The sequence below is a fragment of the Arthrobacter sp. 10T413_2 genome (assembly GCF_056394205.1).
In genome coordinates, this window is sequence record NZ_JBFTHK010000027.1 from 24,479 (window position 1) to 37,045 (window position 12,567).

Annotated in this window: 10 protein-coding genes; 7 read left to right on the forward strand and 3 right to left on the reverse strand. The window is 69.2% G+C overall.

What is annotated here, in order from left to right; all coding sequences use genetic code 11:
• Window positions 1-153 precede the first annotated feature (153 nt).
• The 6 genes from AC1DBQ_RS06995 (at window position 154) to AC1DBQ_RS07020 (ending at window position 7,602) form a co-directional block, all read left to right on the forward strand.
• Window positions 154-1,281 (forward strand): FUSC family protein, encoded by a 1,128-nt coding sequence (locus AC1DBQ_RS06995; protein WP_476927817.1) that lies wholly within the window; start codon window positions 154-156, stop codon window positions 1,279-1,281.
• 60 nt (window positions 1,282-1,341) lie between these two features.
• Window positions 1,342-2,715: a DNA repair protein RadA gene (gene radA, locus AC1DBQ_RS07000; RefSeq protein WP_476927818.1), complete on the forward strand. Its 1,374-nt coding sequence runs from the start codon at window positions 1,342-1,344 to the stop codon at window positions 2,713-2,715.
• A 177-nt stretch (window positions 2,716-2,892) separates the two neighbouring features.
• Window positions 2,893-3,240 (forward strand): SHOCT domain-containing protein, encoded by a 348-nt coding sequence (locus AC1DBQ_RS07005; RefSeq protein ID WP_476927819.1) that lies wholly within the window; start codon window positions 2,893-2,895, stop codon window positions 3,238-3,240.
• Window positions 3,240-4,721: a multicopper oxidase family protein gene (locus tag AC1DBQ_RS07010; protein ID WP_476927820.1), complete on the forward strand. Its 1,482-nt coding sequence runs from the start codon at window positions 3,240-3,242 to the stop codon at window positions 4,719-4,721. Before AC1DBQ_RS07005 ends, AC1DBQ_RS07010 begins: the two co-directional genes overlap by 1 nt.
• An 87-nt stretch (window positions 4,722-4,808) precedes the next feature.
• The gene (locus AC1DBQ_RS07015) at window positions 4,809-6,950 is read left to right on the forward strand and encodes a copper-translocating P-type ATPase (protein WP_476927821.1); all 2,142 of its coding nucleotides are present in this window, start codon (window positions 4,809-4,811) and stop codon (window positions 6,948-6,950) included.
• Window positions 6,951-6,966: 16 nt separating this feature from the next.
• Window positions 6,967-7,602 (forward strand): class I SAM-dependent methyltransferase, encoded by a 636-nt coding sequence (locus AC1DBQ_RS07020; RefSeq protein WP_476927822.1) that lies wholly within the window; start codon window positions 6,967-6,969, stop codon window positions 7,600-7,602.
• Window positions 7,603-7,795: 193 nt separating this feature from the next.
• Here AC1DBQ_RS07020 and AC1DBQ_RS07025 read toward each other — a convergent pair whose 3' ends face one another.
• On the reverse strand, window positions 7,796-9,028 hold the full coding sequence (locus tag AC1DBQ_RS07025) for a fatty acid desaturase family protein (RefSeq protein WP_476927823.1): 1,233 nt from the start codon (window positions 9,026-9,028) through the stop codon (window positions 7,796-7,798).
• 13 nt (window positions 9,029-9,041) lie between these two features.
• The gene (locus AC1DBQ_RS07030; protein WP_476927824.1) at window positions 9,042-10,124 is read right to left on the reverse strand and encodes a ferredoxin reductase; all 1,083 of its coding nucleotides are present in this window, start codon (window positions 10,122-10,124) and stop codon (window positions 9,042-9,044) included.
• 97 nt (window positions 10,125-10,221) lie between these two features.
• Between AC1DBQ_RS07030 and AC1DBQ_RS07035 the strand changes: the two genes are divergently transcribed.
• Entirely contained in the window at window positions 10,222-11,430 is a 1,209-nt protein-coding gene (locus tag AC1DBQ_RS07035; protein WP_476927825.1) for a PucR-like N-terminal domain-containing protein, read from the forward strand.
• A 17-nt stretch (window positions 11,431-11,447) separates the two neighbouring features.
• Here the strand turns inward: AC1DBQ_RS07035 and AC1DBQ_RS07040 are convergent.
• Window positions 11,448-12,567, reverse strand: a 1,120-nt coding sequence (locus tag AC1DBQ_RS07040) for a protein kinase domain-containing protein (protein ID WP_476927826.1), incomplete at its 5' end; no start/stop codon positions are given.

Genomic DNA, 12,567 nt, shown 5'->3' on the forward strand with positions numbered 1-12,567 from the left:
AACGGATGGTTAACGACGCCGGACTATTCGTTTACATCTGCCGGGTCACCATTGTGTTCTGTGCGTCACAGTCGTATCGGTGCAACCCCAAAAGAACCCTTGGGACAGGGCCGTGAACGGCCGGCCCCCGGGGCAGCAAATAGACTGGAGGGCATGGCCTCCGCGACTGGACTCTCCGCAAGCGCACGATTCCTGCGCGGCCGGGTCCGCACCGGCTTTGTCCGGAGCCGGAACTCCCTCGTGCCGGCCATCCAGATGACCGCGTGCGCCGTGGGCGCCTACGCGTTCGCCGAATACGTCCTGGGGCATAGCGGGCCGTTGTTCGCGGCCACCTCATCCCTGATTGCCCTCGGCTTCTCGCGCGACCCCAGGCTTCGCCGCGTCATCGAGGTGGGCCTGGGCTGCACCCTCGGGATCGTGGTCGGGGACTTGCTGCTGCACTGGCTGGGCTCCGGGATCTGGCAGGCCGCCGTCGTTCTCCTGTTTTCCATCCTGCTGGCCCGGTTCCTGGACAGCGGGACCATCTTCACCACCCAGCTGGGTCTGCAATCAGTGCTGGTGGTGCTCCTGCCCGCGCCGGCCGGAGGCCCCTTCACCCGGAGCATCGATGCCGTGGTGGGCGGGGTGTTCGCGCTGCTCGTGACCATCCTCGTGCCCAAGGACCCCCGGCGTGAACCCCGCAATGACGTCAAGAAGCTCCTGCACGAGCTCGCCGAGGTGCTGCGGGAATGCGCCTCGGCGCTGAGCTACAGCGACGCCACCCAGGCCTGGCATGCGCTCATCCGCGGGCGGAACTGCCAGCCCCTCATCGACGCCATGCGGCAGTCCCTGCGCGCGTCCGGCGAGGTCGCCACCCTGGCGCCCGCCTACCGGCGGCACCGGGACGAGCTGGACCAGATGGATCAGTCGCTGGACTATATAGATCTCGCGCTGCGCAACAGCCGGGTCTTTGCCCGCCGGCTGACCAGCGCCATCAACCATGCGGCGCTCTCGGACGAGKCCACCCAGAACATCGCCGAGGTCCTGCAGGAGACGGCCGCCGCCGTCGACGAACTATCGCTGGGCCTGGCCGAGGTGCACGACGGCACCCGCCGCGCCCACCTGCGCACGGCCCGGTCCGAGCTGCGGGAGATCGCCGGGCGCCTGCATCCCCGGATCCTGGACGTTCACCGGCTGGAGGGCGAAACGGTGGTCATGCTGTTCCGTCCGCTCATGGTGGATCTGCTCGAGGCCGCCGGAGTGGATTCCCGGGAAGCCCGGGACATCCTTCCMCCGCTCTAAGTACGGCCCCTCACCCCGGCCGCGCCGTTCGTTGTCGCTGCCCCCGGATAGTGTGGACCAATGGCTACAAAGACTTCCCGGGGGCCGAAGGCACCGGGCTACAAATGCGCCGAATGCGGCTGGACGACCGTCAAGTGGGTGGGCCGCTGCGGCGAGTGCCAGGCGTGGGGCAGCGTCGAGGAGACCGGCACCGCCGTCGCCMGGACGACGGCGGCCACCACGGTMCTTGAACCGGCCCGCAGGATCGCCGACGTCGACGCCACCACGGCGGCCTTCCTGCCCACCGGCGTGGACGAACTCGACCGCGTGCTCGGCGGCGGGCTGGTGCCCGGCGCCGTGATCCTGCTGGCGGGCGAACCCGGGGTGGGCAAGTCCACCCTCCTGCTGGACGTTGCCGCGAAGTTCGCCCGCACCGCGCAGGACGTCCTCTACATCACCGGCGAGGAATCCGMCGCCCAGGTCAAGCTCCGCGCGGACCGGATCGACGCCGTCGCCGAATCCTTGTATTTGTCGGCCGAAACAGACCTAGGGCAGGCCCTGGGGCAGGTGGAAAAGCTCGAACCGCGGCTGCTCGTGGTGGATTCGGTGCAGACCCTGAGCAGCGCCGACGTCGAGGGAAGCGCCGGCGGGGTGTCCCAGGTGCGCGAGGTTGCGGCCTCCCTGATCGCCGCGGCCAAGCGCCGCAACATGACCACGCTGCTGGTAGGACACGTGACCAAGGACGGCTCCATTGCCGGGCCCCGGCTGCTGGAACACCTCGTGGATGTGGTCTGCCAGTTCGAGGGCGAACGGCACTCGCGGCTGCGCCTGCTGCGCGCCGTCAAGAACCGCTACGGACCTACCGACGACGTCGGCTGCTTCGACTTGAACGAGGACGGCATCGAGGGCCTCGCCGATCCCAGCGGCCTGTTCGTCTCGCGGACGAAGGACCCGGTGTCCGGAACCTGTATCACGGTGACACTCGAGGGCCGCCGGCCGCTGCTCGCCGAAGTCCAGGCGCTGCTCGCCGAGAGCGCCAGCTCGCAGCCCMGCMGCGCCACGAGCGGCCTGGACAGCTCGCGCGTCGCGATGCTGCTCGCCGTCCTCCAGCAGCGCGCGGGGTGCCTGCTGAATAAGGATGACTCGTATGTGGCAACGGTCGGCGGAGTCAAGCTCAGCGAGCCCGCCACGGACCTCGCAGTGGCCCTGGCCGTGGCTTCCGCGAAGGCCAGGAAGCCCCTCCCCCAGCGCCTGATCGCCTTCGGCGAGGTGGGCCTGGCAGGCGAAGTCCGTCCTGTCCCCGGCATCAACCAGCGCATCCAGGAAGCACACCGGCTCGGCTTCACCCATGCTGTGGTGCCGTCCAGCCCGAACGGGCACGGCCCGGTGCCCGCGGGATTCACGGTCCGGGAGGTCGGCCACCTGGCCGAGGCACTGGGGCTGCTGATCAGCTGAAGCCGCGGAAGCCCTGGAACGTGCCGCCTGCAACCGGAGCCTCCGGCGACAGGCACAAAGACAACTTAGGGCCCTAGCACTGGAGCCCCGGCGGACGCACGATTGGATTGTGGCCAGGGGACGGTTGCACGGGATGCGGCCGGCCCGGCCGGCGCAACCGCGGCGAAGGGATGCGTCATGATGTGGGGTTACGGGTACCAGATCGGCTGGATGTGGCTCTGGGGCGTGTTGCTGCTCGCCGGGATTGCGGTGCTGGTCATCCTGGCTATCCGGCTCCTGACAGGCGGAGTTCGCCATAACGGCGGGGGCGTGGCACCCGGCCCGGGCCCGCATGGTCCCGGGCAGTATCCGCCGCCGGGGCAGGGCGCCCCTCCCGGTTCCTTTCCTCCTCCCCCCAACGGACCTGCTTCCCCGCTCCCCGGACGATCCCAGGCCCGCCTCATCCTTGACGAACGCTTTGCCCGGGCCGAGCTCTCCGCCGAGGAGTACCGMGAGAGCCTGACGGTGCTGGGTGAGGAGCCCTAGTGMAGCCGCTMRGCCGCCGCAGCGCCCTGCTCCTGGGCGGCCTTGGCGTGGCCGGAACCGCGGCCGGCGCAGCGGGGCTCGCCTGGACGCTGACGTCCCTCAACGCGCCGGTTACCGGGGCTGCCCTGACGCACCCGGCCGAACTTCGCAGCGCTGGCGGCAGCCTCGCGCTGGAACTGGAGGCGGCCCGGGGTCCCGTGCAGATTGCCGGCCGCCAGGCCACGGCCCTTGGCTACAACGGGACGAGCCCCGGCCCCACGCTGCGCCTGCGTGCAGGTGACGTGCTCAGCATCCGGCTGACCAACCGCCTGGCTGAACCCACCAACCTTCACGTGCACGGGCTCCATGTGTCCCCGCGGGGGACTGGGGACAACGTGTTTGTCACAGTGGACCCCGGCGGCAGCTTTGACTACGAATACCGGCTGCCGGCCGACCACCCGCCGGGCGTCTACTGGTACCACCCCCACCACCACGGCATGGTCGCGGAGCAGATCTTCGGCGGCCTTTTCGGCGCGATCGTCGTCGAGGACGCCGATCCCCTTCCGGTGTCCATGGACCGCGTCCTGGTGGTGTCCGACACGGACCTGGACGCCGCCGGAAACGTCCGGGACGTTCCGCCATCAGAACGCATGGCCGGCCGGGAAGGCGGCCTGGTGCTCGTCAATGGCCAAAGCAACCCTCTGCTCAGCGCCCTTCCCGCGCAACGGGAGCGGTGGCGGCTAGTCAACGCCTGTGCTGCCCGCTATCTGCGGCTGCAGCTGGACGGACAGAGCATGCAGCTGCTCGGCATGGACTCCGGGCGCTTCCAATCGCCGGCAGCCGTGGAGGAGGTGCTCCTGGCGCCGGGGAACCGGGCCGACCTTCTGGTGACGACGATGGCCGGCGAGTCGGTTCTCCGGTCCGCTTACTATGACCGCGGCAGCATGCCCGGCATGATGGGCCGCGCTCCCGTCGGACGGGGCCAGGCGGACCCTCCCCAGGGCGTCTCCCTGGCGACGCTCCAGGTCGCGGGCGAATCCGCCCCCGGCCCCTCCGGGGTGCCGCCCCAGCCTGCCCCCGCGGATTTGCGCCAGGTCCCCGTCGCCGCGCACCGGCAATTCCTGCTGGCGGCCGGCATGGGCGGAGGGAGCATGGGAGGAGGAGGCGGCACCGGGATGATGGCTTTCACCATCAACGGCCGGGAATTCGACGAGGCCAGGACCGACACCACCGTAGCGGCCGGCACCGTGGAGGAGTGGACCGTGGTCAACACCAGTCCCATGGACCACCCGTTCCACCTGCACGTCTGGCCGATGCAGCTCGTCTCGGTCAATGGCGCAGCCCCCGTCTCCCCTGCCTGGCAGGACGTGGTCAATGTGCCCGCGAACGGACGCGTGACTGTCCGGATTGCCTTCAAAGACTTCACCGGACGATCCGCGTATCACTGCCACATCCTGGACCACGAGGACCTCGGGATGATGGGCGCCATCGAGGTCCGCTGAATCTCTCGACCTCTTGCGCAAAATACCCCCCAGGGGTATGTTGGGGCGTAGCCACCAATGGCTGAGCACCCTTCAGGAGCACGCATCATGGAACACCGGCACACCGGCCCCGGCGTTGACAAGAGTGTCGACCAACACACCCGCAGCCACAGCCCGCACGGTGACCACGCGGCGCATGGGGCCGTCCCCGCCACGGCGGGCACCGCCGGGGACAGTCACATGGTGCACAGCCAGGGACAGCATGCCGGGCACAGCGTCGCGATGTTCAGGGACAGGTTCTGGCTGAGCCTGGCCCTGGCCGTTCCGGTGATCTTCTTCAGCCCCATGTTCGCGGATCTCCTCGGCTACGAGCCCCCCGTCTTTCTCGGCTCGGCCTGGATTCCACCGGTGTTCGGCACGGCGATCTTCATTTACGGCGGCCGGCCCTTCCTCAAGGGCGGCCTCAGTGAGCTGAGGACGCGCAAGCCGGGGATGATGCTGCTGATCGCGATGGCCATCAGCGTTGCCTTCATCGCCTCCTGGGTGACGAGCCTGGGCCTCGGCGGTTTCGACCTCGACTTCTGGTGGGAGCTGGCGCTGCTGGTCCCCATCATGTTGCTGGGTCACTGGATCGAGATGCGCGCCCTCGGCTCCGCCCAAGGCGCACTGGATGCCCTGGCGGCTCTGCTGCCCGACGAAGCCGAACGTGTCACCGGCGCCGGGACGGAGACTGTCAGCGTCTCCGAGCTCCGCGCCGGAGACACMATCCTCGTCCGCCCCGGCGGCCGGATGCCGGCCGACGGTACCGTCAGCGACGGCCAGGCCGAATTCGACGAATCCATGATCACCGGCGAATCGAAAACTGTCCTGCGAACACCGGGTGATCCCGTGGTGGCCGGCACCATCGCAACGGACAACTCCGTGCGGGTCCGGGTGTCAGCCATCGGCGAGGACACCGCCCTCGCCGGGATCCGGCGTTTGGTGGCCGAGGCGCAGGCATCGTCCTCCCGGGCCCAGGCCCTCGCCGACAGGGCGGCCGCGTTCCTCTTCTACTTCGCCGCCGGAACCGGACTCCTCACMTTCGTCTTCTGGACCCTGATGGGCAGCGTCACCGACGCCGTCACCCGCACCGTGACCGTCCTCGTGATCGCCTGCCCCCACGCCCTGGGCCTTGCCATCCCGCTCGTCATCGCCATCTCCACCGAGCGGGCAGCCCGGGCGGGCGTCCTGATCAAGAACCGGATGGCGCTGGAGCGCATGCGGACGGTCGACGTCGTGCTGTTCGACAAGACCGGAACCCTGACCAGGGGCGAGCCGGAGCTCAAGGGAGTCGCGACCGCCGCGGGCACTGGGGCAACCGGCCAGGACGCAGTCCTGGCCCTCGCGGCCGCCGTGGAAGCCGACAGTGAACATCCCGTGGCCCGTTCCATCGTCGCCGCCGCCCGGGAACGGGGGCTGGAGATTCCGACTGCGGACGGGTTCACCTCGCTGACCGGCCGCGGAGTCCGTGCCACGGTCGGCGGCCACACCGTTTACGTGGGCGGCCCGGCCCTGCTCCGGGAACTGGGTCTGCAGGAGCCCCCGGCTTTGGCCGCCGCCACCGGGCCATGGCTGGAGCGCGKCGCCGCCGTGCTCCACGTGGTGGACGGCGGCACCGTGCTGGGCGCTGTCAGCCTTGAGGATGCCGTGCGGCCCGAGTCCCGCCAGGCCGTCCGGGCCCTCCAGGCCCGCGGCATCAAGGTGGCCATGATCACCGGCGACGCCCGGCAGGTCGCGCAGKCCGTCGCCGCTGAACTCGCCATCGACGAAGTGTTTGCAGAGGTCCTGCCCGCGGACAAGGACAAGAAGGTGGCCGAACTACAGGGCCGGGGGCTGAGAGTGGCCATGGTGGGCGACGGCGTMAACGACTCCCCCGCGCTGGCACGGGCGGAGGTGKGGATTGCGATCGGCGGCGGCACGGATGTGGCCGTGGAATCCGCCGGTGTGGTCCTGGCCGGCAACGACCCCCGGGCCGTGCTGTCGATGCTCGATCTGTCCAAGGCGAGTTACCGGAAGATGTGGYAAAACCTCGTGTGGGCCACCGGGTACAACATCATCTCGGTGCCGCTGGCGGCCGGGGTCCTGGCCTTCGCGGGGATCGTCCTCTCCCCCGCCGCGGGCGCCGTGATGATGTCGGCGTCGACGATTGTGGTGGCCCTGAACGCGCAATTGCTGCGCAGGCTCAAGCTCAATCCGGCTGCGGCCAGCTGAGCGGAAGAATCCAGGCATGCCGGAGACGAACCCCCGCGATTCATCATTCGGGCGATCCTTTGCCCGCGTGGGCCCGCGGATTGACGCCCGCGGGGCGGCGGAGCACCGTCGGCGCCTCGTGGAAGCGGCGTACGGCGTCGTCGTCGAAATCGGGGCGGGCTACGGGGCCACCTTCCCGTTCTACCCTTCAGCGGTAACGGGCGTGCTGGCCCTCGAACCTGATCCCACGCTCCGGGGGCTGGCCCGCGCTGCTGCCAGCAAGGCGCCGGTGCCCGTCACCGTGCAGGACGGCGTGGCGGAAGCGCTGCCGGCAGTGGACGCCTCGGTGGACGTGGTCGTCTCCAGTTTGGTGCTGTGCAGCGTGGCAGACCAAGCGGCCGCCCTGGCGGAAGTGACCAGGGTCCTGCGGCCCGGCGGCCTGCTGCTCTTCTATGAACATGTCCGTTCGGCGCACCGGGTGCTGGGCGCCGCCGAAGACCTGCTCACACCGTTGTGGAGCCGCTTGGCAGGCGGATGCCACCCGAACCGGGACACCGCGGCCGCGATCGCCGGGGCCGGCCTCACCGTGGAGGCCMTGGAGCGCTTCGGCTTTTCGGCCCTCCCCGGCAACCCGCGGCTKGCCCACGTCCTTGGGGTGGCGAGCAAAACCTGAGCCMGCCGCCGGCKTGACCTTTCGGCCAGAGCGTCTCCGTCCCAACCTCCCGGCCAAACGTTMCGGGCCCGACGTTCCCGGCCCAACGCTCCCGGGACGGCACTCAAAAGGACGCGCCACGCGAAAGGGACGCCCGCCACTATGGCGGACGCCCCTTTCGGCGATGCTCTCCGGGCGGACCCGGCCTTGGTGGCTACGCCTTCTTGGGAGGCAGGGCCAGCTTGAAGATCTTGGCCCACGTAGAGCCGACCTGCTTCAGGAGCGGGCCCGTGGTGTACGGCAGTCCGTAACGCCGGCAGATCTCCTGCACCTTGGGCGCCACTTCCCCGTAGCGGTTGGACGGCAGGTCCGGGAACAAATGGTGCTCGATCTGGTGCGAGAGGTTGCCGGTCATGAGGTGCATGAACTTGGAACCGGAGATGTTGGCCGAGCCGATCATCTGCCGCACGTACCAGTCCCCGCGGGTCTCGCCCTCTACCATTTCCTCGGTGAAGGTGTCAGTACCTTCCGGGAAGTGGCCGCAGAAGATCACCGCGTGCGCCCACACGTTGCGGACGGCGTTGGCTGTCAGGGTGCCGTAGAGGGCCTGCTTGCCGGAACCGGTGAGCATGGCGACGGCGGGCGTGGCGGCGTAGTCCTTCGTGAACTGCTTGAGGGCCTTGCGRCCGAGGGCCTTCAGGTCCCGGACGAGGGCTTCCTTGGATTTCTTGCCCTCCTTGAAGTCCTGGAGTTCGAGGTCGTAGATCGCGATGCCCCACTCGAAGACCGGTGCCAGGAGCGCGTTGTAGACCGGATTGCCCAGATTGAACGGCGTCCACTTCTGCTGGGGATCCATGCGCAGCAGGTTGTATCCGACGTCGTTGTCCTTGCCGATCACGTTCGTCCAGCGGTGGTGGAGATCGTTGTGGGTGTGCTGCCAGGAGCGCGCGGGGGTGACGAAGTCCCACTCCCACGTCGTGGAGTGGATGTCCGGGTCCCGCATCCAGTCCCACTGGCCGTGCAGGATGTTGTGCCCGAGTTCCATGTTTTCCAGGATCTTGGCGAGGCTCAGCAGGGAGGTGCCGGCGACCCAGGCGGTCTTGTTCTTGCTGACCAGCAGTGCGGCGCGGCCGGAGATCTCCAGGCCTCGCTGGATCTTGATCATGCGGCGGATGTAGGCGGCATCGGAGGATCCGCGTTTGGCGAGGATGTCGTCCTTGATGGCGTCAAGTTCGCGGCCCAGCTCCGCTACCTGCTCGTCAGAGAGGTGCGCGGCTGCCGGCGGACGCACCAGCGGGCTGCCGGATTCGGCAAGGGCGCCTGGCCGCTTCTTCGCGGCCGTGCGCACCTTTGCTGCCGCGACATCGACGGCTGAACCGCTGGTTGAACCGCCTGTGGCAGGGGTGTCGGAGTCGGATAGATCAGGCTTGTTGGAAACAATCGTCATACGGTGATACTCCTCAGAGGTCGAGGTTAACGGGGCCGGCGGCTGCCGACACGCACGTCTGGATTAGTTGGCCCGGCTCGCCGTGCACTTCGCCTGTGCGAAGATCGCGKACGTGGCCGGCCCGCAGCGGGATGAGGCAGCTGTGGCAGATGCCCATGCGGCAGCCGCTGGGCATCAGGACTCCGGCGTCCTCGCCGACATCGAGCAGCGGGGTGTCGCCGTCGGCCTCGACCTCGCGGTCGGAGGCCTCGAAGGTAACCAGGCCGCCGTCGTGMCCGGCRCCGGCGGCGAGGGTGGTGGTGAAGCGTTCGATGGTCAGGGTGCCCGGCCTGACTGCCGCGGCCGGCGCGGCATCCTCGGCTTCGGCCTCCCAGAGCGCCTCGGTGTCGTTGAGGAAGTCCTCCGGACCGCACGCGTAGGCGGCGCGCTGGCGCCAATCCGGGCACAACCGGTCCAGATCGGCAGCGGAGGTGAAGTCCAGCCGTCCGCGGTCCCCGGTGAACCAGTGCGTGACGCGGAAGTTGGGGAACTGGTCTGCGAGCTCGGCGAGTTCCTCACGGAAGATGGCGTCCGCGGCGGTGCGGGCCGTGTGGATGAGGACGACGTCGGAGTCGGGACGGTGCGGCACGAGGGTGCGGATCATCGACATCACGGGGGTGATTCCGCTGCCCGCGGTGAGCATGAGCAGCGGGCGCGGGTGTTCCGGCAGGACAAAGTCGCCCTGCGGAGGCGCCAGGAACAGGATGTCGCCGGGCTTGGTGCCGCGGACAAGAGCGCCGGAAACGGCTCCCATGTCGGTAACCGTGATGGCCGGATCCTGCCCCGCCGGGGCGCTGAGCGAATAGGACCGCCAGTGKCGGACGCCGTCGAGCTCGACGCCGATACGGGCCCACTGGCCGGCAAGGTGCGCTTGCCAGCCGCGGCCGGGGTGGAAGAAAATGGTGGCGGAATCGGCCGTTTCTGGAACCACCCGGGTGACTACGCCACGCAATTGKCGTGCGGAGAACACGGGGTTGAACAGCGACAGAATGTCTTCTGGAGCTAAGGGGGTGGTCAGTAGAGATGCGGCGCGCGCCAGCTTACGGAGCCGGATCATTCATTAACCATATGTCAGTTTGCGCCATACTTCTTCACCCAAGGCATACGATCGACTGTAGAAAACTATCCCGCCGCAACAACTCGTTGGATTGTCTATGAACGCCTCCCCTGCCCGGGAGCCCGCCGGCTCCGCCCCCGCCTACGATCCGCCGTGGCTGGCGCTGCCCCGGGAGGTCAGCGACATGCTGCGGCCCAGGATGCCCGGCATCGTCGAGGCCATCATCGAGGCCGTCCCGCAGCTTGTTCCGGCGTATGCCAGGCCGATTGAGGGGCGGTTCGGCCGCGGCCTAAGGAGGGGCGTGGCCGCGGCGCTGGACCGGTTCCTGCAGCTGCCCGGGACCCGGCTGCCGGCACTGTCCCAGGAAAGCCGGGATCTGGTGGCCGGGCTGGGCAGCGGGGAATTCCGGCAGGGGCGGAGCATGGACGCCCTGCTGAGCGCCTACCGCATGGGTGCCCGCGTGACCTTCCGGGAAATGTCCCGCGTTTCGGTGGAACACCATCTGGGCCAGGGCGTCGTGGTGGACCTGGGGGAATCGATCCTCGCTTACATCGACGAGCTCTCGGCCGTGAGCGCCGAGGCCTACGCTTTCGAACAGTCCGAACGCGCCGGAGCGGTGGACCGCMGTCGCACCGAACTGCTGGACCTGCTCCTGCTCGGCCAGGCCGACGAGGCGGCCCTGCGCCAGACGGCGGCGATGGCGGACTGGTCCCTGCCCCAGCGCATGGCGGTGGTGACCCTTCCGCTGGACCGGGCAGCCGGGCTGCGGCTGCGGCTCGGTCCCGGAGCCCTGGTGATTGAACGCGAGACCGACGTCGTGGCCCTGGTGCCGACGCGGAAGTCGCAGTCTGCCCGGGAAGAGCTGGACCGCGCCCTGAAGGGGCGCGGAGCCTCCGTGGGGCCGTCCGGCGGCTGGGAAAGKGTCCCGGATTCTCTGCGGCTGGCCGTGCTGGCGGCCGCGGCTCTGCCTCCGCGCGAGGGGCCCGAGGACCCGCCGATCTGGGCCGACGAGCACCTGGCGCAGGTGGTTCTCGGAGCGGAGCCCTCGGCTATTACCGAGCTGGCCAACCGCCGTCTGGCACCGCTGGAAGGACTGCGGCCGGCGCAGCGGGAGCGGCTTGCCGAAACCCTGCTCTCCTGGCTGCGCCATTGGGGCCAGCGGGCCCCCGTGGCCGCCGAACTCGGGATCCATCCGCAGACCGTCGGTTACCGGGCAGCGCAGTTGCGCGAGCTCTTTGGCGACGCCCTCGAGGACCCGACGGCGCGCTTCGAGCTTGAGCTGGCCCTGCACGCCGGCCGGCGGTAGGCCGCTTACCCGGCGAGTTACCCGGCGAGGGCCTTCCGGCTGTGGAGCCGCAGTTCCAGGTCATGCATCACGAGCGCCGCCAGGTCCTCCAACGCGGAGGTGTCCTCATCGCTGAACTCGCGGGGCTCACGGTCCAGGATGCAAAAGGTGCCCAGGTTGTAGCCGTCCGGAGTGCGCAGCGGCACTCCCGCGTAGAACTGCAGGCCGAAATCGCCCGCCACGAGCGGATTGGACAGCGTCCGCGGATCCTTGGTGGCGTCCTGGACAATCCAGGCATCGCCCTGCAGGACTGCGGAGGCGCACAATCCGGGGTCGCGGCCGATTTCACTGACGTCCGTGCCGTGGTGGGCCTTGAACCAGATGCGGTCATGGTCCACCACGCTGACAATCGCCACGGGCACCGAGAACATGCGTGCGGCGAGCGCCGCGATGCGGTTGAAGGCGCCGTCCGCCGGGGTGTCCAGGATCCGGTACCGCTCGACCGCCTGCATGCGCCCGTTTTCATCGGTCAGCAGAGGAGCCGCGTCCCGGCGGTGGCGCCCGGCACCGTTGATAACTTCCTGCCGCAGGGCCAGGGACACTTCCCGGGCCGGCGGGCGGGCCGCCGGATCCCTGTCCAGCATGGAGGTCAGCAGGGCCACCCACATGGGCGCGAGCCCTTCGGGGATGTCCGGGTCGTTGAGTAGGCGGKCCAGTGCGGACTGGACCGGCGCGCCGGGGTAGGCCATCTTCCCGGTCAGGCCTTCCAGCAGGACCAGCCCCAGCGAATAGACGTCGCTGKCGGGGCCGGCCGGCTCCCCGGCGGCCTGCTCGGGGCTCAAGTAGGCGGGGGTGCCAGAGCTGTCGTCCGGGTCTCCGTGGTGGCCTTTGCGGATGGTGATCGCCACGCCGAAGTCGCTGAGTTTGGCACGCGGGCGCCGGTCCTCCACGCTGTAGTCCACAAGGAGGATGTTGGCCGGTTTGACGTCCCGGTGGATGATGCCGTGGTGGTGGATGTGTGYCAGTCCGTCGGCGAGATCGTGTCCGATCAGCGCCATGTGGGCTGCGGACAGCGGTCCCTCGGCCGAGCGGCGGCGGAGGTCGGGGCCGCGGACGAGTTCCATCACGAGGTAGCTGAGCTTGCGGTCGGGGTTGCTC